Raw genomic sequence first — 26,857 nt, forward strand, 5'->3', positions numbered from 1 at the left:
TCTTCAACTCACCTGAACCGAAAGGCAGTCCACTCATGCCCACCGCCACCCTCACCGGCGTCTGCCCCGAGTGCGAGACCGACCTGACCGTGCCCCCGATCGGCGAGGGCGAGACGCTCTCCTGCCCCGAGTGCATGCTGACGCTGCGCGTCGAGGCCGTGCTGGACGGCACGCTCACGCTGGAGATGGTCGAGGTGCAGCTGCGCGACTGGGGTCAGTGAGATGACCCAGCGCATCGCGATCGTCGCCGACCGGATCAGCTGGGAGGAACGCAAGCTGATCGAGGCCGGCCCGGACTTCGGCCTGGCCGTCGAATGGGTCAACGACGAGTCCCTCACCCTCGGCCACGAGGACGCCCCCGCCCTCCAGGGCTTCGACGCCCTCCTCGTCCGCAGCCGCAGCTACACCCGCGGCGGCCTCGTCGCCACGCTCGCCGAGGCCGCCGGGGCGCGGGTCCTGAACTCCGCGCGGGCCATCCAGGTCTGCGAGAACAAGGCGGCCCTGCGCGCCGAGCTGCGCAGGGCCGGGGTCCCGGTGCCGGACTTCCGGCTCGTGCTCTCCCGCAAGGACTTCGAGCGGGCCGTCGCCGAGCTGTCGACGCCCGTGGTCCTGAAGCCGATCTTCGGCGGCATGGGCAAGCGCGTCACGCTCGTCCGGGACGCCGACCTCGCCCAGTCGGTCTACGACTACGTCGAGGACCTCGGCCACGCCTTCGAGCAGGCATGCCTGGTCGAGCCGTACATCGGCGGCGGCACCTCGGTGCGCTGCCTGGTCGTCGGCCACGAAGTGGTCGGCGCGGCCGAGTTCGAGAGCGCGGGCACCGACTGGCGCAACAACGCGGCGCTCGGCAACAGCAGCCGCGCCGTGGCCCACGACCCGGACGTCCTGAAGATCGTGGACGGGGTGGTGGGCGAGCTCGGCCCCGGCATCTACGGGGTCGACCTGTTCCGCACGCCCGACGGCTACGTCGTCAACGAGGTCAACCACGCCCCCGGGTTCCGGGCGGTGGCCTCCGCGACGGGCGCGGACATCCCGGCCGCCGTCGGCCGCTACCTCCAGGAGCTGCTCGCATGACGCGCACCACCCGCCCGATCCGCGCAGGTGTCGTCGGCGCCTCGGGACTCGCCGGCGGCGAACTCATCCGGCTGATCACCCAGCACCCCGACCTGGAGCTCGCGTTCCTCGGCGGCTCCTCGAACGCGGGCCGCCGCCCGGCCGAGCTCCACCCCGGGCTGCGGCTCGACTTCGGCGGACTGACCGTCCGCCCGGTCACCGCCGAGATCGTCGACGAGCTCGCCGACACCCTCGACGTGGTCTTCCTCGCCACCCCGGCGCCGGTCTCCGCCGAGCTCTCGGCGCTGCTCGCCGACCGGGTCCCGGCCGTCATCGACCTCAGCGGCGCCTTCCGGATCCGGACGCCCGAGCTGCACGACCGCTGGTACCCGAAGGTCAGCCGGGGCCCCGAGCTCGCCGAGCGCTTCGTCTACGGCGTGCCCGAGCTGGTCGGGGAGAAGCTGGCCGACGCGCCGCTGATCTCACTGCCCGGCTGCTACGCCACCTCCATCACCCTGGGCCTGGCCCCGCTCACCCTGGGCCTCGGCCTCGACCTGAAGACGGTCGTGGTGGACGGCAAGAGCGGCTCCAGCGGCGGCGGGCTCCAGCTCCGCACGGCGGACCTGCACCCCTTCCGCAACGGCGCCATCGCCCCGTACGCCCCGACCGGGCACCGGCACGCGGGCGAGGTCAAGGACTTCCTGGTCCGGCGCAAGCCCGGCTCGATCGGCTCGCTGAGCATGTCCGCGTACGGCGTCTCGCACGTCCGCGGGCTGCTGACCAGCAGTTACGTGTTCACGGACACGCCCGTGTCCCAGCGCGAGCTCCAGCGGGCGTATCTGCGCTTCTACAAGGAGCACCGCTTCGTGCGGGTCCGCCGGCACAACGAGACGCTGATCCCGGTGCCGGACCCGCAGGCCGTGCTCGGCTCCAACTACTGCGACGTCACCGTCCTGTACGACGAGGACGACGGCCGGATCGTCGTGCTGTCGGCGCTGGACAACCTGGTCAAGGGCGCGGCCGGCCAGGCCGTGCAGGCGGCGAACCTGCGGTTCGGGCTGCCCGAGGAGACGGGGCTGACGATGCAGCCGGTGTTGCCCGTATGAGCACCGATCCGACGGCGCCGGTCCCGTCCGGCGCGCCCGTGCCCACCGTCGTCAAGCTCGGCGGGAGCTGCCTCGACGACCTGTCCGGCGCCTGGTGGGACGACCTCGCCGCGCACGGCGCCACGCATCCGCTGGTCCTCGTGCACGGCTGGTCCAAGCCGCTCAAGCGGCTCCGCCCGCGCTACAGCGAGCCGTCCGCGGTCATCCGCGACCGCTACGGCAACCAGAGCCGCTGGACCACCCCCGAGGTGATCGAGGACATCAAGACGGTCAGCGCCGAGCTGGCCGAGGAGGTCTTCGCCCGGCTCGCCGCCCGCGGCATCGGCGGCGAGCGGCTGCTCGGCTCCGACGGCCTGGTCGGCGCGGGCGAGGCCGAGCGCTGGTGGTGGCGGGACAAGCAGCTCGTCGAGCTGGAGAACCTGGTCGGGCCGATCACCGGCGTCGACCCGGCGCTCCTGAAGGACCTGCGGCCCGGCCACGCCCACCTGGTCACCCCGCTGGCCCGCGACGCCGCCGGGCGCGAGGTCAACACCGACGCCGACCGGGCCGCCGCCGCCCTCGCCGCGGCGACCGGCGCGACCGACCTGGTCCTGGTCACCGACGTCGCCCATCTGCTGATCGACGGCGAGCCGGTGTCCCGGATCGACGCGCGGGCCGCCGCCGCGTTCCGCGACAAGGGCGCCACCGGCGGGATGCGGAAGAAGCTGCGGGCCGCCGGCGAGGCCCTGGACGGCGGGGTGGAGCGGGTCGTCATCGGCGCCGCCTCCGTCAGCGAGCTGCTCGCCGGGCGCACCGGCACCGTCATCACCCGAAGCTGAGGAGCGAAGGCACCATGGCCCGACCCCGGGTACTCGTCGTCAACAACGGGACCCTGTCCCTGAAGCAACTGCGCGCCCGCCTCGACACCTTGGGCTCGGACACCGACGTCACCGACGTGGCGGGCGTGCCCGCCCGGCTCGACGGCCGCCACCAGGCCATCGTGCTCAGCGGCACGAAGGTGCGGGCCTACGAGACCGAGCACTACCGGCCGCTGATCGACCTGGTGATGGGCAGCGACGTCCCCGTCTACGGCATCTGCGGCGGGATGCAGATCATCGCCGTCGCCAACGGCGGCCGGCTCGCCGAGGGCCCGCAGCGCGTCGGCGGGTACGAGGCGACCGTCGACACGAACGAGCCGCTGTTCGCCCACGTCGACAAGACCGTGACGGTCTTCCACCGGCACACCCTCTACCTCCAGGAGGCCCCGGCGGGCTTCCGCGCCATCGGCTGGTCCGACAACGCGCCCGTGGAGTTCCTGCGCTCGGACGACGGACGGATCGTCGGCTCCCAGGCGCACGTGGAGTTCCGCCCCGACGGCCTGGAGATCCTGCGCGGCTTCGCCGCCCTCTACCAGTGACCCCCGGCGGGGGAGGCACGCGCCGACCCCACCCGGCCCCACCTCACCTACGTACCCAAGGAAGTGGCGACACATGAGCGACGCTGTGGAGAATCCGCAGGCGCAGGAACCCGCCTTCACCGTGCACCTCAACGGCAGCCGCGGCGCGATCAAGGGCTGGGTGGTCGTCGACACCCTCGTCGACGGCCTCGCGATGGGCGGCACCCGGATGACGACCGGCGTCTCCGAGGAGGAGGTCGCGGGCCTCGCCCGTGACATGACCGACAAGTTCACCCTGGCGGGCCTGCGCATCGGCGGCGCCAAGGCGGGCATCGTCGCGACCCCCGACAACGCGGAGGGCGCCGACCGCGAGCGGACGTTCCGCACCTTCGGCCGCACCGTGAAGCCGCTGCTGCACGGCGGCATCCACCTCGGCATCGACATGGGCGTCACCCCCGCCGACCGGGCGGTCTTCTTCGACGAGGCCGGTTACGACCCGCGCTTCCGGCTCGGCGCGCCCGACATGCCGATCGACTGGCGCACCTACTACGAGCCGCTGATCGACTGCACCGGCCACGGCGTCGGCGTCGCCGCGCTCACCGCCCTGGAGTCCCGGGGCCGCAGCGAGGCCGCCCGGGTCGTGGTGCAGGGCTTCGGCGCGGTCGGCCGGGCCGTGGCGAGCTTCCTGGAGGAGCGCGGGCACATCGTCGTGGGCGTCGCCGACGTCCAGGGCACGATCAGCGCCGACCGGCTGCCGGTCGCCGAACTCATCGCCATCACGGACGAGTTCGGGCGCATCGACCGGTCGCGGCTGCCCTCCGGCGTCACCCTGTCCACCGGGCCGGACGCCTGGCTGGACGTGCCGGCGGACCTGCTGATCCTCGCCGCGCAGAAGTACGCGCTCACCGCCGAGAACGCGCACCGGCTGAAGGCCGGCCTGGTCGTCGAGGGCGCCAACCTCGCCTCCACCGCCGCCGCGAAGGAGAAGGTGGCCGCCTCGGGCGGCACGCTGGTCCCCGGCGTGATCGCCAACATCGGCGGCGCGGCCTCGGCCGCCCTCGCCGTCACCCGGGTCGTCCCCTTCGAGCTGGCGGCGGACGCCCGCAAGGCGTGGGTCTTCGACTGGGTCGGCGACCGGGTGCGGCAGAACACCCGGGACCTGCTGGAGATCGCGGACGGCCGCGCGGGCGACCCGCTGCCGGAGCTGCTGGCCGTGCGCCGGAAGGACCTGCACGGATGACGGGGACGACGAGCGGGGGCGGGGGCACGCGCGGGACCGGGGCTGCGGCCGGGACCGGGACCGGCACCGGCACCGGCACCGGCACCGGCACCGGCGAGCCCTTCGCCTGGGCGGCCTCGGCGCACCTCACCGCCGAGGCCGGTGCCGAGTACCGGCGCCGGGGCTGGTGGCGGGACGGGACCTTCCTGGACGACCTGGACCGGCAGGCCCGCGAGCGCCCGCGCAAGCTCGCCATCGCGGGCCGCCGGATCCCCGAGTCCCGCACCGACACGCTGGACTTCGCGGAACTGCGCGCGCTGACGGACCGCTTCGCCCTCGCGCTCATCGAACTCGGCGTCCAGCGGGGCGACTTCGTCGCCGTACAGCTCCCGAACCGCTGGGAGATGGTGCCGCTGATGTTCGCGTGCATCCGGGTCGGCGCGGTCATCTGCCCCATCTCGCCCATCTGCCCGGAGGAGGAGCTGCGCCACCGATTCGGCCTCACCGGGGCCCGGGTGGCCGTGACGCTCCCCGAGTGGTCCGGCACGCCGCTGGCCGAGATCTCCACCCGCCTCAAGGACGAACTCCCCACCCTGGAGCACGTGCTGGTCGTGGACGGCCAGGCGCCCGAGGGCGCCCTCTCCTTCCACGAGCACGCCGTGGCCGAGGCGCGGGAGGAGCGCCCGGAGGCCGCCGCGGTCCTGGCCGGCCGGGCCCCGCTGACGGCCGACGAGCCGTTCGTGGTGCTGTTCACCTCCGGCACCACGGGCGAGTCCAAGGGCGTGCTGCACAGCCAGAACACCGTGCACTCGGCCATCCGCGGCTACGTCGACGCCTTCGGGCTCGGCGACGACTGGGTGGCCGCCGTGTCCACCCCGCTCGTCCACTACTCCGGCTTCGCGCAGGGCGTCCTCGCCGGTGTCATGGTCGGCGGGACGGTCGCCTTCCAGGACGTACGGAAGAACGAGGCGCTGCTCGACCTCGTCGAGCGCTACCACGCCACCCTCCTGTACGGGCCGCCGGCCACCCTCGCGGACGTCGTCGCCTCGCAGCGCGTGGAGAAGCGGGACACCGGCACGCTGCGGCACGTGGTGATCGGCTCGGCCCCGGTCCTCGCCGAACTGGCCGACGAGGTCCACGAGGCCCTCGGGGCGCGCACGTACTCGCTGTGGGGCATGTCGGAGAACGGCCCGGTCACCATGACCCGCCCCACGGACCCCGAGGACTGGGCGGCGCACAGCAACGGGCGCGCCATCGAGGCCATGGAGACCCGGATCGACGCCCTCGGCACCGAGGGCGCGGCGGGCGGCGTGGGCCGGCTGCGGGTGCGCGGGGCGTCCCTCGCGCTCGGCTACTACCGGCGCGAGGAGGCGTTCGCGGCGGAGTTCGGCGCGGACGGCTGGTTCGACACCGGCGACCTCGCGCGGGACGACGGCGAGGGCGGCATCCGGATCATCGGGCGGGCGCGCGACGCGGTCGTCCGGGACGGGGTGGTGGCGCCGATGACCGAGCTGGAGGCCGTGATCGGCGCGCACCCGAAGGCGGTCGAGGCCGCCCTGGTGGGCCTGCCGGGCGCGGCGGCCGGCGAACCGCCGGTGATCTGCGCGGTGGTGGTCCCGTCGGACGCGGCGGCGGCCGGGGGCCCGACCCTGGGCGAGATCCGCGCGCATCTGCTGGCCTCGGGGCAGGACGACCGGTTCCTTCCGGACCGGGTGGAAGTCCTGCCGGCGCTGCCGAAGACCCTGACGGGCAAGGTCCGCAAGGTGGAACTCCGGCAGCGGTACGGGGCGGGCCCGACGCCCGCCTGACGGATGCCGGTCCGACGGACGCCGGTCTGACGGACGCCGTCTGACCGGCACCCCCGCCCCCGCCCCCTCCCCCGTCCCCTTTCCTTCTCCCCTTCTCTCCCGCCCCTTCGTAGATACGACGCCACGTCTGGAGTGCGCCATGCCGCCGCCCGCCCCCGCCCCCGTCTCGATGTCCGCGACCCTGGCCGCCGACGAGGCGCTCGCCCGTCGGCGGCAGGCCGGGGAGCGGGTGCTGTCGATGGCCAGCGGGGAGATCGGCCTGCCGGTGCTGCCGGCCCTGCGGGACCGCCTCGCCGCCGCGGCCGAGGAGAACGCGTACGGTCCGGTGCCCGGCAGCGAGGCGCTGCGGGAGGCCGCCGCCGGGTACTGGGCGCGGCGCGGGATCGGGGTGGACCCGGGGCGGGTCGTGGCCGGGCCGGGGAGCAAGTCGCTGCTGTTCGCGCTGCTGCTGGCGATCGGCGGGGACGTGGTGGTCCCGGTGCCGAGCTGGGTGAGCTACGCGGCGCAGGCGCGGCTGGCGGGGGCGAGCCCGCTCCCGGTGCCGACCCCGCCGGGCGAGGGCGGGGTGCCGGACCCGGAGCGGCTGCGCGAGGCGGTCCTGGCGGCGCGGGCCGCCGGGCGCGACCCGCGGGCCGTGGTGGTGACGGTGCCGGACAACCCGACGGGCACCATCGCCTCGCCCGGCACCGTGCGCCGGCTCGCGGCGGTGGCGCGGGAGCTGGACCTGGTGGTGGTCTCGGACGAGATCTACGGGGACCTCGTGTACGACACGGGGGCACCGGCCGAGTCGCCCGCGCTGCACGCGCCCGAGCGGACGGTCGTGACCACCGGGCTGACCAAGAACCTGGCCCTCGGCGGCTGGCGCACGGGCGTGGCGAGGCTGCCGGACGGGGAGCCGGGCCGGGAGCTGCACGGGCGGCTGGTGTCGGTCGCGAGCCAGATCTGGTCGAGCCCGCCCGCGCCGGTGCAGACGGTGGCCGCGTACGCCTTCGGGGAGCCGCCGGAGGTGACCGCGCACATCGCGGCGGCCCGGCGGCTGCACGAGGCGGTGGTGCGCGCGGTCGCCGGGCACTTCACCGCGGCGGGCGCCCTGCTCGCCCCGGTGCGGGCGACCTGCTACCTCTACCCGGACTTCGTTCCGCTCCGAGAGCAACTCTCCCGCGCCCACGGTGTCCGGGGCGGCGACGACGTGGCCCGCTTCCTCAGCGAGCGGCACGGGATCGGCGTACTCCCGGCGAGCGCCTTCGGGGAACCCGCCGAGGCGCTGCGGATCCGGGTGGCGACCAGCCGCCTGTACGGCGACACCGACGAGCGGCGGCTGGCCGCGCTCGCGGCGCCGGACCCGCTGGCGCTGCCGTGGATCCGGGACTCCGTGGCGTGGGTCGGCGAGGCCGTGGCGGCCCTGGCGAAGCCGGACCCGCGCTGACCCACGGGCCCGCACCGCCCCCACCGGCCCGTTCCGCCCCCACCGGTCCATTCCTCTCCTCCCCTACCGGCCCGCGCCCCCGCCAACCGGTGCCGACACACACCTTTCTTCCTCTCTCACACGAATGTTCAGGAGGTCGTCCCATGTCCCTTCCGATCCCCAGCCTCTTCGAGGCCCTCTACCGCGGCGAGCGCCATGTCGGCTTCGGCACGCCCGGGGAGCCCGGCGCCCCGCTCACCCTGTACCCGGTGGCCGACGGGCAGTTGGCGGCGGCGTTCATCGCCACCGACGGCTCGGCGGAGGCGATCCGGGCCGCCGTCACCGAGGGCGCGACACCGGTCACCGTGCCCGCCGACGACCCCGGTCTGAAGCTGCTCCCGCCGCTGCTGCCGACGGTCACCGGCAACGCGCTGCTGAGCGGCTTCATGGGCACGCACCGCAAGAAGTGGGGCGGCGAGACCCAGCCGGAGGGCGCCGAGTTCACTCCGCCGAAGTGGTTCTTCAAGGGCTTCGGCGACTGGATCCGGCTGCCCGGCGAGCCGCTGAACGTGCCCGCGAACCCGGTGGCGCTCATCGAGGAGCCCGAGGTCGCCCTGGTCTACGTGAACGACGCCGACGGCACCCCGCACTACGCGGGCTACACCTTCGGCAACGACCTGTGCGACATCGGCCTGCACCGCAAGGACCCGGGCTACAACCCGTACTGCAAGCTGTGCGACACGGCCCTCGCGCCCTGGCTGTTCCTCGGCGAGCCGCCCCGCTCCGCGAACGGGCGGGTGACCATCACCCGCGACGGCGCGACCGCCTGGGAGGGCGGCTTCGAGTGCGGCGGCGACGCGCTGTACTTCCGGGTGCGGGACATGGCGGCGCACCTGTTCTCGTTCCCGGCGGTGCGGCGGCCCGGGCTGGTCAACTACGTGCTGCTCGGCGCGGACGAGGCCAGCTTCCACGACGGCTTCCGGATCGCCGACGGGGACCGGATCGCGATCGACGTGAAGAGCCACGGGATCGCGTTCGAGAACCAGGTCACGTACGTGAGCCCCGCGCCGCTCGCGTGACACGGCGGGGGTGCTCCGTCCGGCGCCCCGCCCCGTACACGGCTCCATGCGCGGCTCCGCGCGCGGCTCCGTGAACAGCTCATGAAACAGGGCCGGTTGGCCTGGGCATTCGTACAGGTGTCCAGGCAGGCTCGTCTCAGCAGACCGGCCCCCGTCCCCAGAACCGAGAAGGAGGAGGCACGGTGAAACAGGTGCACCTCGCCGTACAGCTGCCGGCCATCCACAACGTGACCGTCTGGTCGGACCCGCGCTCCGAGAGCCAGATCTCCATCGACTCCTTCATCCGGCTGGCGCGGACGGCCGAACGCGGCAAGTTCGACTTCTTCTTCCTCGCCGAGGGGCTGCGGCTGCGCGAGCACAAGGGCGAGGTGTACGACCTGGACGTGGTCGGCCGCCCCGACAACCTGACCGTGCTCGCCGCCCTCGCGGCCGTCACCGACCGGCTCGGTCTCGCCGGCACCGTGAACGCCACCTTCAACGAGCCCTACGAGGTGGCGCGCAAGCTCGCCACCCTGGACCTGCTGAGCGGCGGCCGGGCCGCGTGGAACGTGGTCACCAGCTACGACGCCTTCACCGGCGAGAACTTCCGCCGCGGCGGCTTCCTCGACGAGGCCGACCGCTACACCCGCGCCGCCGAATTCCTCCAGACCGCCCGGGAGTTGTGGGACAGCTGGGCGGAGGGCGACGTGCTCGCGGACGCCTCGGCCGGGCGCTTCGTACGGGCGGGCGCGGGGCGCTTCGCCCACCAGGGGCAGCACTTCGACATCGAGGGCCGGTTCACCACCCCGCGCGGACCGCAGGGGCACCCGGTGATCATCCAGGCCGGCGAGTCGGACGCGGGCCGGGAGTTCGCGGCCTCGGACGCCGAGGTCATCTTCAGCAAGTACAGCCGCCTGGAGGACGCCCGCGCCTTCTACGCGGACGTCAAGCGGCGGCTCGCCGCGTACGGGCGCACGCACGACCAGCTGAAGATCCTCCCCACCGCCACGGCGATCGTCGCCGACACGGACGAGGAGGCCGTCGCGTACGCCGACGAGATCACCCGGGCGCAGGTCAGCCCGCAGACCGCGATCGCGCACCTGGAGGGCGTGTGGGGCCGGGACCTGTCCGGCTACGACCCGGACGGCCCGCTGCCCGACGTGGATCCGGAGCCCGAGTCCCTGGTCCTGAAGGGGCACTCGGTGTTCCGCAAGGGCCGCGAGGAGACGGCCCGGCGGTGGCGGAAGCTGGCCGACGAGCGCGGTCTGAGCATCCGCGAGCTGATGATCGAGGTGCACGGCGGCCAGACCTTCGTGGGCAGCCCGCGCACGGTCGCGGACGCCATCGACCACTACGTGCAGAGCGACGGCGCCGACGGCTTCGTGCTCGTGCCGCACCTGACACCGGACGGCCTCGACGACCTGGTGGACCGGGTGGTCCCGCTGCTCCAGGAGAAAGGCGTCTACCGCGAGGACTACACCGGCACCACGCTCCGCGAACACCTGGGCCTGGACGCCCTGCGGTCCCCCGAGGAGGCATCATGACCCCGCCCCTGCACCTGGCCGTCGCGCTGAACGACGCGGGCTGGCACCCGGCGGCCTGGCGGGCCCCCGACGCCCGCCCGGCGGACCTGTTCTCGCCCGGCTACTGGGCGGACCTGGTGGCCGAGGCGGAGCGCGGGCTGCTCGACTTCGTGACGCTGGAGGACGCCCTGGGCCAGCAGTCCGCCGCCTTCCACCGCCCCGACGACCGCACCGACCAGGTCAGGGGCGGCCTGGACGCGGTCCTGGTGGCAGCCCTGGTGGCCCCGCTCACCTCGCACATCGGCCTCGTACCGACGACGAACGTCACCCACACCGAGCCCTTCCACCTCGCCGTCGGCATCGCGACCCTCGACCACGCCGCCCGCGGCCGGGCCGGCTGGCGCCCGCAGATCGCCTCCCGCGCCGCCGACGCCCGCCACTTCGGGCGGCGCGACACCCCGCAGCTCACCGACGAGGACGTGCTGAGCGAGGAGCGGATCGCGGCCCGGCTGCGTCCGCTGTTCGCCGAGGCCACCGACGTGGTGGAGGTGGCGCGGCGGCTCTGGGACAGCTGGGAGGACGACGCGGAGATACGGGACACGGCGACGGGCCGCTTCATCGACCGGGCCAAACTGCACGCCGTCGACTTCGAGGGCCCGCTGTTCAGCGTCCGGGGCCCGTCGATCACCCCGCGCTCGCCGCAGGGCCAGCCGCTGGTCGCGAGCCTGGCGCACGCGTCGACGCCGTACGAGTTCGCCGCCCGCGCCTCGGACCTGGTGTTCGTGACGCCGGACGACGCGGCGGACGCCCGCCGGATCCTGGGCGAGGTCGACACGGCGGTCCGCGTCATCGGCCGCGACCTGGCGGCCCGCCCGCTGCGGCGCTTCGCGGACCTGGTGGTGGTGCTGGACGACACGGAGGCGGCGGCGAAGGCGCGCAAGGACGAGCTGGACACCCTGGCCGGGGCCGAGCTCGCCTCCGACGCGCACATCTTCACCGGCACCCCGGCCGCCCTCGCCGACCTGCTCCTCGACTGGCGCCCGCTGGGCTTCGACGGCTTCCGCCTCCGCCCGGCGGCGCTCCCGCACGACCTGGAGTCGATCACCCGCGCGCTCGTCCCGGAGCTCCAGCGGCGCGGCGCCTTCCGCACGGCGTACACGGAGACGACCCTCCGCGGCCACCTGGGCCTGCCCCGCCCGACGAGCCGGTACGCGAAGGGCTGAGAGGGCTGAGGGAGGGGCGGGCCGGGGGGGGCGGGCGGGAAAAGGGTCTCGGCCCCGCCGTGACGGCGGCCCGGGGAAAGGGCCTCGGCCGCCCCGTCGCTGACGGCCCGGACAAGGAGCCCCTGCCCCGCCGGTGACGGCCGTTGCGCGGGCGCCGAGGGAGGGTCGGTGACGGCCGGTGCGCGGCCGCCGACGCGCGGCCGGTACGCTGCGTTGCGGCCGCTTCTCGCGCGCCCCCACCGCCCCTCCCCAGCCCGAAAGCCCGCCATGGTCGCCGCTCTCCGCACCCCGTACGGCGCGCAGCCGTGGGCGGGCGCGCTGCGGGCGGTACGGGCCGGGGTGCCGGCGGTGCTGTGCGTGCTGCTGCCGGTCGGCGGGCACGCCCTGCTCCAGGGGCACACCGCGCGCCCGCTGGCCCTGGCCCTGGTGACCGCGCTCGCGCTGTCGCTGGGCCTGGTGCTCACCCGGCGGCGGCTGACCGACACCCAGCTCCTCGCCGCCTTCGTGGGCGCCCAGGCCGCGTACCACCTCTGCTACGTCGTCCCGGAGGCGTGCGCGGGACTGACCGACGCGCGCGCGGGCGGCGGGCATCTGACGGGCCTCGCCGAACACGCGACCGCCGGGCCCGGCCCGTCGGTGCTGCTGTGCGGGCACGCCGTCACCCTGCTGCTGGCCGCGCGGCTGCTGGGCACGACCGAGTCCCTGCTGCTGCGCGCCCGGCCGGTCGCCGGTTCCGCCCAGCGGATCGTGTACGCCCTGCTGCCGCTGCTCGGATGCGTGCCGCCCGCGCACGGCCCGGTGCTCCGGCCGGCCGGCGACGTGGCCCCGCTGCGGCCGGTGGCCCTCGCGTACCCCTGCCCCGGGCGCGCTCCCCCCGGCACGGCCCCGCTCCCGACGCTTCCGTTCCGGCCGCGGGCCGTGACCGGTCTCCGCCTCGCGGCCTGACGCGACGACGCACGGCACGACACAGTCCCCGCCGTACCGTTCCGCCGCCCCGAGCGGTTCCCGGCACGCCGTCCACGCGGTCTCCTCACCACGCCGCCGCTCCGCCCCGACCGGGCCGGGGGGCCGGCAGAGAGACCTCTCCCATGCGCATCGGACACGCGCGCCCCGCCCGTACGGCGGCGCGTTCCCTCCTCCTTCCCCCGGCCGTGGCCGCCCTGCTGGCGGTCTCCGCCCCGCAGGCCGCCGCCCACACCGACCTGACGGGCGCCGACCCGGCGAACGGGGCCGTCCTCACCGCCGTACCCGGCGCGGTCACGCTCACGTTCAGCGACCCCATGACGCAGAAGTACGCCCAGCTCGCCGTCACCGGCCCGGACGGCGCCGCCCTCGGCGCCGGCGCGCCGAAGGTGACGGGGCGCGAGGTCCGCCTGACGCTCAGGGCGGCGGACGCCGGGGCGCGGGGCGGCGACTACACGGTGGGGTACCGGGTGGTGTCGGCGGACGGCCACCCGGTGACGGGAAAGTCGACGTTCACGGTTCGCCCGCCGAAGCCCACCGCACCCACCACCCCGACACCCCGGACCCCCTCGCCCACCACCGCAACCGCGACCACGTCCCCCTCCTCCCCCGCTCCCTCCCCGTCCCCCACTCTCTCCCGTACGGCGAAGGCGTCCGGGGAGCGCGCGGTGACCAGCCTCAAGGCCGTGGGGATCGGCTTCGGCATCGGGCTCGTGGGCCTGGCCGTGGCGATGACCCGCACGGTCCGCCGCCGCAGGAGGGCCGGGGACGATGCCGGCCGCTGACGTCGTGGGCGCGCCCCGGCGGGCCGTGCGCCGGGCGTGGGTCGCGGCGCCCGCGGCGGCGCTCGCGGCGGTGACGGCCGTAGTGGCGGGGACCGGGGACGCGGCGGCGGTGGCGCCGGGGATCGCCGACGCGGGCCCGCTGACCCGCTGGGCGCTGCCCCTGTCCCGTACCGTCGCGGACGGCGCGGCGGTCGCCGCCGTGGGCGCGCTGCTGCCGGCCGCGGTGCTGCTGCCGGGCCCCCGGCGGCTGGCCGGGGCGCGGGCGCGGGCGATGCTGTGGGCGTCGGCGGCGGGCGGCGTGTGGGCGGTGGCCTCCGCGTCGGTGGCGGTGTTCACGCTGTCCGACCTGTTCGCGCGGCCGGTGGCCGAGGTGCTGGAACCGTCCGTGCTGCTGGACTTCGCGGTCACCGACACCAGGGGCACCGCGTACGCCCTGACGACGGTGCTGGGGCTGCTGCTCGCGACCTTCGGCCAGGGGGTGACGTCGACGGGCTGGGCCAGGTTCTGGCTGCTGGCCGCGCTCGCGGGGCTGCTGCCGCCGGCGTTCACGGGCCACGCGGCGGGTTCGGCGGGGCACGACGCGGCGGTGGTGTCCCTCGCGGTCCACCTGGCGGGCGCCGCGGTCTGGGTCGGCGGGCTGCTCGCGGTGCTGCCGCTGGTGGCCCGGCGGCATCCGGACGCGGCGGTGGCCGTACGCCGGTTCAGCGGCGTGGCGGGCGCGGCGCTGCTCGCGGTCGGCGCCGGGGGCGTGGTCGGGGCGGCGGTCCGGCTGCCCGGCTGGGGCGAGCTGTTCTCCGGCGCGTACGGGCGGCTGGTCCTGGCGAAGACGGCGCTGCTGCTGCTCCTGGCCCTGGCGGGGCTGTGGCACCGGCGGCGGACGGTGGCGGCGCTCGGCGCGGAGGGGGCGGGCGGGGCGCGGCTCTTCGTCCGGCTGGCGGCGGGGGAACTGCTGCTGATGGGCGTGGCGATGGGCCTGGCGGTGGACCTGTCGCGGACACCGCCGCCGGCGGTGGCGCCGCTGGGCCCGGCGGAGGAGGCGCTGGGCTTCGCGATGCCGGGGCCGCTGGGCGACTTCCCGTGGACGCCGCTGTTCACGGAGTGGCACTTCGACCCGGTCTTCGCGTTCGGGACGGGGGCGGCGGGGCTGCTGTACGCGGCGGGGGTGCGCAGGCTGCGGGCGCGCGGCGACCGCTGGCCGCCGGGCCGGACGGTGTCCTGGTTCCTGGGGCTCGCCGTCACCGTGCTGGCCTCGATGAGCGGGCTGGCGGTGTACGGCAAGGTGATGTTCAGCGTGCACATGGGCCAGCACATGATCCTGGCGATGACGGTGCCGATCCTGCTGGTGCTCGGCGCTCCGGCGACGCTCGCGCTGCGGGCCCTGCCGGCGGCGGCGAAGGACGCCGCGCCGGGGATCCGGGAACTCCTGCTGAAGCTGCTGCACAGCACGTATGTGCGGGTGATCTCGCATCCGGCGGTGGCGGGGGCGCTGTTCATCGGCTCGGCGTTCGCCGTGTACTACACGCCGCTGTTCGAGCGGCTGATGCGGAGCCACCTGGGACACCTGGCGATGCTGACGCACTTCCTGGCGGTCGGGCTGCTGTTCTTCTGGGTGGTCATCGGCGTGGACCCGGGCCCGCGCCGGCCGCCGCACCTGGGGCGCCTGTTCGTGCTGATCCTGACGATGCCGTTCCACTCGTGGTTCAGCATCTCGCTGATGAGCTCGACCGATCTGCTGGCCGAGGGCTGGTGGACGACGGTCGGCCGCGCCTGGGGCCCGTCGCCGGCGGACGACCAGTACAACGCGGGCGCGATCGCCTGGGCGACCGGTGACATCCCGGTCCTGATCACGACGGTGATCCTCGCGATCCAGTGGGTGCGCTCGGACGCGCGCGAGGCCCGCCGGATCGACCGCCGCATCGACCGCGCCGACGCGGACGACCCGCTGGCCGCGTACAACGCGTACCTGGCCGCGCTGCACAACCGAAGGCCCTGATGACCGACAGGAAAGAACGTATGAGCGACACGCACACCACACTCAAGAAGCAACTGATGGCGGCGGCGGTGCTGCTGGCGGCGCTGGCGGTCGCGTTCGGCTCGTTCCTGCTGTTCCGGCCCGCGCCGGAAGCGGGGACGGGGGCGGGCGCCGCCCTGCCGGAACCGGCGGCGAACGCCCAGGTGGTCCGCCCGGACAGCCACCGCCTGACGAACCCGGCGAAGAGCCGGGTGACGGTGGTCGAGTTCCTGGACTTCGAGTGCGAGGGCTGCGGGGCGTTCCATCCGGTGCTGGACCGGCTGAAGAAGGAGTACGGGGACCGGGTGACGTTCGTGGCCCGTTACTTCCCGATGCCGGGCCACCGCAACAGCGGCTCGGCGGCGCGCGCGGCGGAGGCGGCGGCCCGGCAGGGACGGTTCCTCGCGATGCACGACAAGCTGTTCGAGACGCAGCGCGAGTGGGGCGAGGCCCAGACCCCCAAGGACGCGGTCTTCCGGGGCTTCGCGCGGGAGCTGGGCCTGGACATGACCCGCTACGACGCGGACGTGGCCGCGCCGGGCACGGCGGAACGCGTGGCGGCCGACCAGCGGGACGGGCTGGCGCTGGGGGTGCAGGGCACGCCGACGTTCTTCGTGCAGGGGAAGAAGGTCGAGCCGAGGAGTTACGAGGACCTGAAGGCGCTGATAGAGCGGCACCTCGCGGCTCCGTGACGGAACAGGGCTGAGCCCCCGGCGCGGGAAGTCGACCAGCGCTCGGGGCTCAGCCACCGCACGTACGGAGCCTCGGGCTCCGGAGATCAAGCCTCCAGGGCACCGCCGAAGCGCGCGCGGTACGCCTCCAGGTCGTCCTCGGTGATCTTCGCGAAGAGGACCGGCGGGACGGTGAAGGCGGTGCCGGCGGGGACGGCGTCCAGGGCCCGGGCCTGGTCGCCGCTCACCCAGGCGGCCGTGTCGTCGGCGAGGGCGAAGGCGCCGCGCATGGCGGCGGCCGAGGCGGGGATGAAGGGCTCGGAGACCACCGCGTAGAGGTGGATGAGGTTCATCGCGGTGCGGAGGGTCAGCGCGGCGCCCTCGGGGTCGGTCTTGATCTCCAGCCAGGGGGCCTTCTCCTCCAGGTAGGAGTTGCCCGCGGACCACAGGGCGCGGAGGGCGGCGGCGGCCTTGCGGAACTGCAGGGCCTCCAGCTGCTCCTCGTACTCGCCGAGCAGCCGGGCGATCTCCTCGCCCAGCTTCGCCTCCGCCTCGCCGGCGGCGTGCCCGGCCGGGACCTCGTCGCCGAAGCGCTTGCGGGAGAAGGAGAGCACACGGTTGACGAAGTTGCCGAGGGTGTCGGCGAGGTCCTTGTTGACCGTGGCGGTGAAGTGCTCCCAGGTGAAGGAGGAGTCGTCGGACTCGGGCGCGTTGGCGATGAGGAAGTAGCGCCAGTAGTCGGCGGGCAGGATCTCCAGGGCGGCGTCGGTGAAGACGCCGCGCTTCTGCGAGGTGGAGAACTTGCTGCCGTAGAAGGTCAGCCAGTTGAAGCCCTTGACGACGTCGACCTTCTTCCAGGGCTCGCGCACGCCGAGCTCGGTGGCCGGGAACATGACCGTGTGGAAGGGGACGTTGTCCTTGGCCATGAACTGGGTGTAGCGGACGGTGTCGTCGGCCTCGTACCACCACGACTTCCAGTCGCGGACCTCGCCGTCGGGGGCGGCGTCGGCCCACTCCTTGGTGGCGCCGATGTACTCGATCGGGGCGTCGAACCAGACGTAGAAGACCTTGCCCTCGGCGGCCAGCTCGGGCCAGGTGTCGGCGGGGACGGGGACGCCCCAGTCGAGGTCGCGGGTGATGGCGCGGTCGTTGAGCCCCTCGGTGAGCCACTTGCGGGCGATGGAGGTGGAGAGGTGCGGCCACTCGTGGCTGACGCGGGCGATCCACTCCTCGACCTCGTGCTGGAGCTTGGACTGCAGCAGGAAGAGGTGCTTGGTCTCGCGGACCTCCAGGTCCGTGGAGCCGCTGATCGCCGAGCGCGGGTCGATGAGGTCGGTGGGGTCGAGCACGCGGGTGCAGTTCTCGCACTGGTCGCCGCGGGCCTTGTCGTAGCCGCAGTGCGGGCAGGTGCCCTCGACGTACCGGTCGGGCAGGAAGCGCCCGTCGGCCGGCGAGTACACCTGGCGGATCACCCGCTCCTCGATGAAGCCGTTCTCGTGCAGCCTGCGCGCGAAGTGCTGGGTGATCTCGACGTTCTGCCGCGAGGAGCTGCGCCCGAAGTAGTCGAAGGCGAGCTCGAACCCGTCGTACACGGCCTTCTGCGCGTCGTGCGCCCGCGCGCAGAAGTCGGCGACGGTCAGCCCGGCGGCCTTGGCGGCGAGCTCGGCGGGCGTGCCGTGCTCGTCGGTGGCGCAGATGTAGAGCACGTCGTGGCCGCGCTGCCGCAGATACCGCGCGTAGACGTCCGCGGGAAGCATCGACCCGACCATGTTGCCCAGGTGCTTGATCCCGTTGATATAGGGAAGCGCGCTGGTTACCAGGTGTCGAGCCATCCTCGGATGCTCCATTTCGTACGTACGGCGCCGAGCCCGAAGCCACGACGCGCCAAGATGGAAGGGCCGCAGCAGATCACACAGTCCCCGTCACACACGGTGACGAACCGCCCCTGCAAGCCACGGCCATGGTAGCGAACGGGGTCACAGGGGGGCGCCTGGGTTTCGGGGGCCGCCGCCCGCCGGGACACCCGCCATGAGGCCGGCGAGTCCCCGGATCTCACTCAGCAGCTCGGCCGGCTGCCGGTCCAGGTCCAGCGCGTGCTGGTGCAGGACGGTCCCGGCGCCCTGGACGAGGTGGCTTCGGCGGGGCTCGTTGCCCTTGGCGTAGACGAGGTGCCCCTCCGCCAGCCCGAGGGCCGTGCAGTACGCCAGCATCTGGTAGAGGTCCGCGTTGGGATAGCCGCCGCGCCGTCCCGCCTTGTACTTGGCGTCCACGACGACGCGCGGGGCACCGGAGTCGCCGTACCAGACCAGGTCGGGGCGCAAGGGCACCGACCGGCCCTCGTCGAGGTGCAGGTCGTCCGCCTGCAGGACGGAGGCGCCGCCGTAGGGGCGGAGGGCCTCGCGCAGGGCCGTGCAGACGAAGTCCTCGTAGATCCGGTTCATGTCGAAGAGGAAGCCGTCCACCCGCACCCCGCCGGCCAGGTGCTCGACGGACGATCCGTCGAGCACGACCCGGGCGAGCCGGAGCGCCGGGTGGTAGCGGGCGTTCAGCCGCGTCGGCACCCATCGGGGCAGGCGCTGCCCGCGCCCCGGCACGGTGACGTCGGCCAGCCGGGCCCGCTGGTGCAGCAGGCGCGCCCGGACGTCCCGCGGCACTCCCGGCAGCCGCAGCAGGCGCTCGACCGCTGCGCGCAGGATCCGGTTCTCGGCGATGTCCGTGGTGAACTCGTCGTACGCGATCTCCACCGGCAGCGGCGCTCCGAAGCGGCGGCGCATCTGCTCGGACTCCCGGATCCGGCCGCGTACGACCCAGGAGGTGTCCGCCACCTCCCGATAGCCCTGGAGCAGCCCCCGCCGCAGCGCCCGGTCGGTCAGCCGCTCCATGGAGTGGGCGAGCGCGGGCAGCAGCTCGGTGTGTTCGGCGAGGTCGACGGCGTCCTCCCGCCAGCCCTTCCCCGGGTCCTGGGCATAGCCGAGGAGGAAGAACAGACGGGCGATGGGCACCTTCGGGGTGATGCGTACGGTGGTGGTCCCGCCGTCCGGGGTGCCGAGGGTCACCGCGCCGACCCTGCTCCCGGCGCGCAGGCTCCACCTGCCCCGCTCGAAGAGGTCGGGCGTGGCGCTGTCCAGGATCTTCGAGGCCGCCAGCGCACGGCCGACGGCGTCCGGCAGCGGGAACAGCCGCGCGGGGGCGTGTTCGGCCAGCTGGATGACGCCCGTCACTGCGGACCGGTCCCGTTGTCCGTCCCCTCCGGCACCGGCCCGGCGGCGAGGGAGCGGCGCAGCGCGGCGAGGCCGTAGCGCTTCTCGATGTCGAGGCCCTCGCCGTAGTGGTGCTCCTCCAGCAGGGGGAGGATCTTGGTGCGCCAGGTGCGTTCCAGCCCGCCGTCGCGGAAGACGCCGGGCTTCATCAGGTAGGACGGGCCGATCCGGAAGTCGGCGTCGTCGATCCGTGCGTTGAGGGCGTCCAGGAGGTCGGCCGGCTCCGGGTCCTTCTCCTCGCCGCGCAGCCAGCGGCGCAGCAGGCCGCTGGTGGGCTCCAGCCGCGGCGACAGTTCGACGAACGCGAACCGGCGGCGCATGGCGGCGTCGACCAGGGCGATGGACCGGTCGGCGGTGTTCATGGTCCCGATGATGAAGAGGTTGCGGGGCAGCGCGAAGTCGTCGCCCGAGTAGGTGAGGCGTACCGTCTCGCGGCGGTACTCCAGCAGGAAGTACAGCTCTCCGAAGACCTTGGCGAGGTTCGCCCGGTTGATCTCGTCGATGATCAGGAAGTGCGGGATGTGCCGGTTGCCCTCGCGGCGGGCCAGTTCGGCGAACTCCCGCAGGGGTCCGGCGGTCAGCCGGAAGGCGACCTCGCGGGTCTTCGGGTCCTCCTGGGGCCGGAACCCCTCGAAGAAGTCCTCGTAGGCGTAGGAGGGGTGGAACTGGACGAGCTTGACGCGTTCCCTGCCTCCGCCGAAGAACTTCGCGAGCTCCTGCGCGAGGAAGGTCTTGCCGGTCCCCGGCGGGCCGTAGAAGATCAGCTGCCGCTCGTCGTCGAGCAGGTCCCTGACCTCCTGGAGCCACTCCACCCGGTCGAGGTTGAGGCTCCGGCACAGCTCCTCGGTGGGCTCCGGCAGCTCCAGCTCCCGGCGGGCGGTGAGGGCGGGTATCTCGGCACCCGGTTCCAGGCCGACGTCGACCGCTTCCTCGGCCAGTTCCTCGTCGCTGACGCCGAGACCGTCGACGAGCGCCTTGACCGTGGTCAGGTCGACGACGTCGTGCCGCGCGGACAGCAGCTGCTGGAGCTCTTCCGGAAGCTCGTCGTAGGGGTAGCCCTGGCTCCCCCACTCGACCGGGCGCCGCAGCGTCGCCCGCCCGTCCTCGGTGTCGACCCGCTCGGCGCTGCCCGTGATCTCGCCCAGGTAGAGCCGCCCCTCGTGGAGCGCGCACACGGTGTCACCGGGCCGCATCCGGGAGAGGAAGGCGTGGAAGTCCTCGACGAGCTGCGATTTCTCGCTGTAGACGGCCGTCGACTCGTAGTCCTCGTCCACGAAGCCGCGCAGCCGCTCCTTGCTGATGCCCTGGACGGCGTCGGGCCTGAGCCGGACGGCCGCGAGGACGACCCGCCCCTCGGGCAGCCAGACGCGGTGGAACGGGTCGGTGCCGAGTACCTGCGAGGAACGGATCAGCCACGCCCGGCTCGGTCCCGACCACACGTGTTCCAGGAAGTCGGCGAGCGGGCGCCCGTCGGCGGTCTTCCACTCCAGCCAGCCGTTGGTGCTGCGCCCGCAGACGATGTCCCCCGCCGCCGAGGGCGAATTGCACTCGATGTCGCGCATCACCTCGAACCGTCCCGGCCACGTCGCCGTGTCCTGAATGGCCCCCTCGGCGATCAGCTGCTCACGGAACCGGTGGGAGGAGGGCATCCGCAGCGGGAACGACGGCACGACGTCGGGCCGGGCCGGGGAACCGGCCAGCACCATCATCTTCTGGCTGCCGTTGGTCCCCATCTCGGAGAGCAGCCGGCCGCGGGCCATCGGCCCCCCGTGCGGCAGACGCAACTGGAACTCCGGGTACTGCGCGGACATCGGTCTCCTTGGTCGCGGGGTGTGATTCGCCGCGTGGTCGCCGCCGAGGAGACCGGATGGGCCTCCCGTCAGGCCGGCGACGCCGGCTGTGAGCATTCTGGGGCCCCCGTGAGCTGGGGCGATGACCGGCATCCGGTTCCGGTCACGGAGGACGGCCTGAAACCATGCTTCTCCGGGCCCCCGATTGCCCCGCCGATCGCCCAGCGTCCATGATCGGCGTCGATGAGGCCCGACACGGTGAGGGGGACGGGGAGCATGACAGCCGCACGGGGTACCGACAAGCACCTCTTCGACGAGATGCTGGCCACGATCGCGATGACGCGGGAGCAGCTCGCGCACGCCGTCGGCTGGTTCGACGGCGACAGTACGGCCATGGTGCGCGAGGCGATCCACACGGCCGAACGCGCCTTCGCCGAGCTCGACAGGTGCGACGCCGTGATGGACGCCGCGTCGGAGACCGGGCACGAGATCGCCGGCACGCTGCGCGGACTGCTCGCGGCGGAAGCCGCCGCCGACATCCCGGCCCAGCTGAGCGCCCTGGCCTCCACCGCCGAGCGGGTCCGCCGGACGACCGAGATACGCGCGGTCCTCAACCGCGTGCTGGGCCGCGAGGAAGCCGACGAGCACCGCCCCGGCCCCGTCACCCGCCTCACCCGGGACGAGCTCCCGGAGCTTCCCTCCGCGTACCGGGCGGACGAGGAGTTCGACGACCTGATGGGCTTCGCCGCCCGCGAGGAGGAACTGAAGCCCCGCCTGCGAGCGGCCCACGCCCAGCGCCTCCGCCAGGTCGCCGACCACCTGACCGACATCGTGGAACAGGCGTCCCGCACCGGCTTCGCCGAGGAACAGTCCGCCCGCGCCTCCGTCGAGGAGGCCGGCCGATCCTACGACCTGTGGCTCCAGTGCCTCACGGAACGCCACCGGGACCTGGGGGCAGAGGGCGCCGACGCCGAGTGACCGGCTCCGCCTCTACTTGACCGGCTCAGGGATCGCCACGCACTCCACGTGGTGCGTCCCTGAGAACACGAGCGTCACCAGCTCCCCAATGACAAGGTGGTCGACCAGCTCAGGCGCCTGATGCCTGGCCTGTTCTAGAATGGCGAAGACCATCTCAGCGGCCCGACGGGCTTCCGCTCCACTTCTGTGGCACCGAAGGACATGCCCCCACCCGCACGAGCTACTTCGTGCTGCCTGGGGGCGCTTCCTTGCTGTTCCGTGAGTCCGCGGCGTCGTTGGCCAACCGCACCCACCTTGAAGGACAGCTGGCCGAGCTCCTTACCGAGAACTTCCTGCACAAACACCGCCATCGACCTCAGCCGTCCGAGGTGCGTTCCTGGGAGCGGAGCATCCCAGCACTCACCAACGCCCTCGTCGAAGCCGGGCTCGGTGAAGTCGAGATGATGTTGGAGTACGCGCTGCCCCTGACCAGCAAGCGCGCGGACGTCATACTCGCCGGTGTTCATCCGAGTACCGGAGAGCCCTCATACGTGGTGGTCGAGCTGAAGCAGTGGAGCGAGGCATACCCGGAGGAGGACGATCCGCTGCTGTGCCGCATCGACGCCTACCCGGATCCGGTCCTCAACCCGATCGAGCAGGTGCGCGGCTACTGCGACTACCTCATCTCGTTCAACGGAGCGTTGGAGCGGATCCCCGACTCGGTCGCGGGGGTCGCCTACCTGCACAACGCGACCGACTTCGGGGTGGCGGGGCTCCGCGCCGTCACCGAAGACGATCGGGGCCGGATGTTCACCGGCGACCAGCGTGGTGCTTTCCTCGGCTACCTCCGCTCCAGGCTGGCGGCGAAGCCGGGTGCCGAGGCAGCCGACGCACTGCTGCAGGGCAAGGTGCGGCCGTCTAGGCAGCTGATGGCCGTTGCCGCCGAAGAGGTGCGCAACCGGGAGCAGTTCGTGTTGCTGGACGAACAGCGGCTCGCCTACGAAACGGTCATGTCGGCAGTGCGACAGGCGCGCCGGTCCAACCGCAAGCAGGTCGTCGTCGTGGCCGGCGGGCCAGGCTCCGGCAAGAGCGTGATCGCGCTCTCCCTGCTGGGCGACCTCTACCGGCGCGGGGTACCGGCCCTGCATGCCACCGGATCGCAGTCCTTCACCAAGACGATGCGCAAGGTCGCCGGTGCCCGCAAGCCGGAGGTCCAGCGGCTCTTCCGCTACTTCAACAGCTTCATGGAGGCTGAGCCGAACGACCTCGACGTACTGGTCTGCGACGAGGCGCACCGCCTGCGCAAGACGTCCGCCAACCGCTACACAAAGGCGACTCTGCGGACCGGCCGACCACAGGTGGAGGAGCTGATGGACGCCGCGCGGGTTCCGGTGTTCCTGCTGGACCAGCACCAAGTGGTGCGTCCGGGCGAGATGGGAACCGTGGCACAGATCCAGGCAGCCGCGGCCGAACAGGGTCTGGACTGCACGGTGGTAGAACTCGACAGCCAGTTCCGGTGTGGCGGAAGCGACGCATACCTGCGCTGGGTGGTCGACCTGCTGGGGCTCGAAGGGAACGCGCCCACCGTGTGGGAGCCGGACGACAAGGTACGGCTCCTGACCGCGGACACCCCCCAGGAGATGGAGGACTTCCTGGCTGCCCGACGGGCCGAGGACTACAGTGCGCGAATGTCCGCGGGCTACTGCTGGAAGTGGACGACAAAGATCACCTCCAGCATGCACGCCCTGCCCACCGACGTGGTCATCGGCGACTGGGCCAGGCCATGGAACCTCTTTGGCGACCGCGCCCTGCTCGGCGCCCCGCCGGCACCCCTCTGGGCCACCGACCCGGCAGGGTTCGGACAGGTCGGGTGCGTCTACACCGCGCAGGGCTTCGAGTACGACTGGTCCGGCGTGATCATGGGTCCGGACCTCGTCTGGCGTACGGACCGATGGGTGGTGGACCGAAGCGCCTCCAAGGACCCGTCCTTCACCAAGGCCACCGCTGACGAGGACGTCGACCGTCTCGTCCGCAACACGTACAAGGTGCTGCTGACCCGCGGCATGATCGGAACGGTCGTGTATTCAACGGATCCCGAGACGCGCGAGAAGCTGCGCTCGCTGATTCCCTGAGTCACAGCATCACTCGACCTCTATCATGATCTCGCTGCGCACCTTCCCGGAGGGTACGAGGCTGCGGTTCATGCAACGAGGCCGAACAGGCCGTGAGTGACGAATGGTTGTGCCCGGTCGTGTGGTGACACACGGCGCGAGCGTGGCTGCCCGGCAGGGCGCCCCCTGCCATTCCGATCTCACCAACCTGGAGTGGCCGTATGACCCCCGTCGAGTACAAGCTTGCGCGTCGTGAACGGATTCGCGAAATCCTGATCGACATCGCTGCCGGAGCCGTCTCCAGCCTTCTGGTGACGGCCCTGACCGCGTTGGCGAACCTGCTCTTCTGACGCAGGTGTGTGGCGAGCCCGGCGAGCCCGCCACACGCATAAACCCCGCATCAGAACAAGCGGTCAGGGTCCGAGATCCGCCGCTTGCCGCGCTTGCGGCTCTTTGGCCGGGGCTCGTGCGGTGCGCGATCCTTCCCGTGCAGATTCCGCATCGTCGGACGAAGTCCATGGATCTCTACCGGGCCCACCCGTTCCTTCAGGTAGGCCCGGGTCTCCTCGTCTGTCGAGTACAGCACCGTCGCGCGGCTGCCGCGGGTCATCAGCACGTGGTACGCCTGGCGCACAAGTAGCGCGAATTCATCGGGACCCACATTCGAGGCCTTGACTTCGGGGTCGAACGAACCAGGTTGAGCCACGCGCCAGATGTTCGATGTCTCTCTGCGCCTCCTCCCCCGGCGGAAGACCCACTCGTCTCCGCGGCGGACCATGTCCTCGCCCATGATGACACCGCACCAGTCCCATTCCAGGCCCTGCGCCGTGTAGACACAGCCGACCTGGCCAAGGCCACCCTCGTGAACCGCCCAGGTTCTCGAGGGTGGCGCTCCGCCGGCGCAGAAGCTCTCGCTCTTCGCGTTCCACGGCCGATGCCACCCGCCGATGCGCACGTCGGCTTCCAGTCTCTTCTCCTTGCCCAGGGGTTTGGTCCAAGGCCAGCAGTAACCTGCCACCATGCGCGCGGAGGCACCTGCGTACGCCTCGGTCCGGATGATCTGCTCAAGCTCCTCGGGAGTGTCCGCGACCTCTACGTGCATGAGGCCGTCTGGCGTCCAGAGTTCCGGCGCACCGTCGGTCACCCCGAGCAGAGCGCGCACCCAGCGGATGTAGGCATCGCTGCCACCACACCGGAACTGGTCCCGTAGATCGTAGGAAACGAGCCGGGCGCCGTGCCGGTCTGCCGCGTCCTTGATCAGGTCGGGTGTGCCCACCTCTCTGGGGCGTACCGACTGCCCCTCGTCCATGAAGAAGACCGTGAGACGCGACGCATCGAGGAGCTCGTCCACCTGCGGACGGGTACCCGACTTCCTCGCGTCCCTGGTATTCGTGGAACGGTCACGCAGACGGTGGGCCTCGTCGCAGATCAGGACGTCCAAGGGCGGGTCCGGTGTCTTTACGAAGCTACTGAAGTAGGTGAACGTCTGCTTGAACTTCCCGTCCCCGTAGCCAACGTGTTCCCTCAAGGCCCCGTTGAACGCCCTGCTTCCACTGGCGTATTTGACCGTCCGGCCCTGTGCTTCGAGTTTCTTCTTCACCTGCAGTCCGATGGCGCTCTTCCCGGTGCCGGCCCCACCGGTCACCAGGAAGACCGCACGCCTCTCGTCCGGTACCAGGGTCGATTCCCACGGATCCGGAAGAACGGTGGCTGCCGTCTCCAGGATCTGGTCCGCGACGGTCTTCTGTCGGCCTCGCAGGGTGAAGACCGTGTCGGTACCACGGGACCGGATCATGGCATCGAGCAACGGGGTGTTGCGCAGCCCCATGCTCCGCAGCATCGCCTCGGCCTCAGATGCGCCGCCGTGGGCATCGAAACTCCTTCTGAGCCCGGCGAGCAGTTCAGCACGCTGATCACCCGCGTACACCTGCGCGTAGGCACCCGTCGGCGCATCCAGGTCGAGGAGCGGACGCACCGAGTCCTGCGTGGCGTTGTGCAGGTAGGCGAAACCACCACACTCGATGTCCAGTCCCCTGAAGGGGCCCTTGTCGCTCGTGAATGCCTGATAGTACTCACGAAGTTGCAGTGCCGGATGCTTCTTCGCACCCATGCCTGGCACGTCCACCAGAGCCGCGGTAGCCCGCTCGATCCTGGTCACGGTCGACCAGCGCTTCAGTTCCACCAACTGCACGGACGGGCGGTTCTCCTGCGGATGCCGCCCGACCAGCACGACGTCCACTAGCAACGGATGGTCGGTTTCCTCGACCGTGGCGGCACACTCGACGATCATTTCCACGTTGCCGCGATCTGCCGCAACCAGGTCGCTGGCAAGACTGATCAAGCTCTCGGCCCACGCAGACCGCTCCCCCAAAGACGCTTCAGCGCCGCGGAAGTGGCGCCACCGCGCGGCAAGGTGCGGCACCATGCGACGACGCGAGTGCAGAGTCAGCAAGTCCTGCGCCGACAGCCTCAAAAGCAGCATGGACACGTGGAGGTTCCCCCAGGGCACGAGTGATTCGTGCGGGTGGGGGCGTGTCCT

Annotated in this window: 22 protein-coding genes; 18 read left to right on the top strand and 4 right to left on the bottom strand. The window is 72.6% G+C overall.

Translation table 11 applies throughout. The features are described 5' to 3' along the window. Positions 1-35: 35 nt before the first annotated feature. The 15 genes from AB0C99_RS12490 (at position 36) to AB0C99_RS12560 (ending at position 16,221) form a co-directional block, all read left to right on the top strand. Complete coding sequence (locus AB0C99_RS12490; protein ID WP_362473431.1) at positions 36-221, top strand: lysine biosynthesis protein LysW; 186 nt, start codon at positions 36-38, stop codon at positions 219-221. Between the two features lies 1 nt (position 222). Next, positions 223-1,074 carry a RimK family alpha-L-glutamate ligase gene (locus tag AB0C99_RS12495; protein ID WP_362473434.1) on the top strand — a complete coding sequence of 284 codons (852 nt, stop codon included), beginning with the start codon at positions 223-225 and terminating at the stop codon, positions 1,072-1,074. After that, the gene (gene argC / locus AB0C99_RS12500; RefSeq protein ID WP_362473437.1) at positions 1,071-2,159 is read left to right on the top strand and encodes an N-acetyl-gamma-glutamyl-phosphate reductase; all 1,089 of its coding nucleotides are present in this window, start codon (positions 1,071-1,073) and stop codon (positions 2,157-2,159) included. Before AB0C99_RS12495 ends, argC begins: the two co-directional genes overlap by 4 nt. Beyond that, on the top strand, positions 2,156-2,977 hold the full coding sequence (locus AB0C99_RS12505) for an acetylglutamate kinase (RefSeq protein ID WP_362473440.1): 822 nt from the start codon (positions 2,156-2,158) through the stop codon (positions 2,975-2,977). Before argC ends, AB0C99_RS12505 begins: the two co-directional genes overlap by 4 nt. Before the next feature lie 14 nt (positions 2,978-2,991). Further along, positions 2,992-3,555 carry a gamma-glutamyl-gamma-aminobutyrate hydrolase family protein gene (locus tag AB0C99_RS12510; protein WP_362473443.1) on the top strand — a complete coding sequence of 188 codons (564 nt, stop codon included), beginning with the start codon at positions 2,992-2,994 and terminating at the stop codon, positions 3,553-3,555. Positions 3,556-3,628: 73 nt separating this feature from the next. Next, positions 3,629-4,774: a Glu/Leu/Phe/Val dehydrogenase dimerization domain-containing protein gene (locus tag AB0C99_RS12515; protein WP_362473446.1), complete on the top strand. Its 1,146-nt coding sequence runs from the start codon at positions 3,629-3,631 to the stop codon at positions 4,772-4,774. Beyond that, complete coding sequence (locus tag AB0C99_RS12520) at positions 4,771-6,561, top strand: AMP-binding protein (protein WP_362473449.1); 1,791 nt, start codon at positions 4,771-4,773, stop codon at positions 6,559-6,561. The genes AB0C99_RS12515 and AB0C99_RS12520 overlap by 4 nt, the downstream gene beginning before the upstream one ends. 139 nt (positions 6,562-6,700) lie before the next feature. Then, positions 6,701-7,987: a pyridoxal phosphate-dependent aminotransferase gene (locus tag AB0C99_RS12525; RefSeq protein ID WP_362473452.1), complete on the top strand. Its 1,287-nt coding sequence runs from the start codon at positions 6,701-6,703 to the stop codon at positions 7,985-7,987. Between the two features lie 143 nt (positions 7,988-8,130). Further along, positions 8,131-9,045, top strand: coding sequence for a fumarylacetoacetate (FAA) hydrolase (locus AB0C99_RS12530; RefSeq protein WP_362473454.1), 915 nt, complete (start codon positions 8,131-8,133; stop codon positions 9,043-9,045). Positions 9,046-9,227: 182 nt separating this feature from the next. After that, entirely contained in the window at positions 9,228-10,568 is a 1,341-nt protein-coding gene (locus AB0C99_RS12535; protein ID WP_362473457.1) for an NtaA/DmoA family FMN-dependent monooxygenase, read from the top strand. Further along, on the top strand, positions 10,565-11,770 hold the full coding sequence (locus AB0C99_RS12540) for an LLM class flavin-dependent oxidoreductase (protein WP_362473460.1): 1,206 nt from the start codon (positions 10,565-10,567) through the stop codon (positions 11,768-11,770). The genes AB0C99_RS12535 and AB0C99_RS12540 overlap by 4 nt, the downstream gene beginning before the upstream one ends. A gap of 267 nt (positions 11,771-12,037) precedes the next feature. Beyond that, positions 12,038-12,715, top strand: a complete 678-nt coding sequence (locus AB0C99_RS12545; RefSeq protein WP_362473463.1) for a hypothetical protein — start codon at positions 12,038-12,040, stop codon at positions 12,713-12,715. A 143-nt stretch (positions 12,716-12,858) separates the two neighbouring features. Beyond that, a complete protein-coding gene (locus tag AB0C99_RS12550; RefSeq protein ID WP_362473466.1) occupies positions 12,859-13,518 on the top strand; it encodes a copper resistance CopC family protein in 660 nt (219 codons plus the stop codon). Beyond that, positions 13,505-15,511: a cytochrome c oxidase assembly protein gene (locus AB0C99_RS12555; protein WP_362473469.1), complete on the top strand. Its 2,007-nt coding sequence runs from the start codon at positions 13,505-13,507 to the stop codon at positions 15,509-15,511. The genes AB0C99_RS12550 and AB0C99_RS12555 overlap by 14 nt, the downstream gene beginning before the upstream one ends. Positions 15,512-15,531: 20 nt before the next feature. Then, complete coding sequence (locus AB0C99_RS12560) at positions 15,532-16,221, top strand: thioredoxin domain-containing protein (protein WP_362473472.1); 690 nt, start codon at positions 15,532-15,534, stop codon at positions 16,219-16,221. Between the two features lie 86 nt (positions 16,222-16,307). Here AB0C99_RS12560 and metG read toward each other — a convergent pair whose 3' ends face one another. The 3 genes from metG to AB0C99_RS12575 form a co-directional block, all read right to left on the bottom strand. After that, positions 16,308-18,032, bottom strand: a complete 1,725-nt coding sequence (metG, locus tag AB0C99_RS12565; RefSeq protein WP_362473475.1) for a methionine--tRNA ligase — start codon at positions 18,030-18,032, stop codon at positions 16,308-16,310. A 144-nt stretch (positions 18,033-18,176) separates the two neighbouring features. Then, positions 18,177-19,421, bottom strand: a complete 1,245-nt coding sequence (locus AB0C99_RS12570) for a restriction endonuclease (RefSeq protein ID WP_362473478.1) — start codon at positions 19,419-19,421, stop codon at positions 18,177-18,179. Then, entirely contained in the window at positions 19,418-21,271 is a 1,854-nt protein-coding gene (locus AB0C99_RS12575; RefSeq protein WP_362473481.1) for a DUF4357 domain-containing protein, read from the bottom strand. The genes AB0C99_RS12570 and AB0C99_RS12575 overlap by 4 nt, the downstream gene beginning before the upstream one ends. 255 nt (positions 21,272-21,526) lie before the next feature. Between AB0C99_RS12575 and AB0C99_RS12580 the strand changes: the two genes are divergently transcribed. The 3 genes from AB0C99_RS12580 (at position 21,527) to AB0C99_RS12590 (ending at position 24,668) form a co-directional block, all read left to right on the top strand. After that, positions 21,527-22,228: a hypothetical protein gene (locus AB0C99_RS12580; RefSeq protein ID WP_362473484.1), complete on the top strand. Its 702-nt coding sequence runs from the start codon at positions 21,527-21,529 to the stop codon at positions 22,226-22,228. A 248-nt stretch (positions 22,229-22,476) separates the two neighbouring features. Next, positions 22,477-24,339, top strand: a complete 1,863-nt coding sequence (locus AB0C99_RS12585; protein ID WP_362473487.1) for a DUF2075 domain-containing protein — start codon at positions 22,477-22,479, stop codon at positions 24,337-24,339. Positions 24,340-24,539: 200 nt separating this feature from the next. Then, complete coding sequence (locus AB0C99_RS12590; protein WP_274549949.1) at positions 24,540-24,668, top strand: DUF6408 family protein; 129 nt, start codon at positions 24,540-24,542, stop codon at positions 24,666-24,668. Positions 24,669-24,718: 50 nt separating this feature from the next. Here the strand turns inward: AB0C99_RS12590 and AB0C99_RS12595 are convergent, their stop codons facing one another. Next, complete coding sequence (locus tag AB0C99_RS12595; RefSeq protein WP_362473545.1) at positions 24,719-26,800, bottom strand: DUF2075 domain-containing protein; 2,082 nt, start codon at positions 26,798-26,800, stop codon at positions 24,719-24,721. Positions 26,801-26,857 lie beyond the last annotated feature (57 nt).

The sequence above is a fragment of the Streptomyces sp. NPDC048659 genome (assembly GCF_040650575.1).
GTDB lineage: Bacteria > Actinomycetota > Actinomycetes > Streptomycetales > Streptomycetaceae > Streptomyces.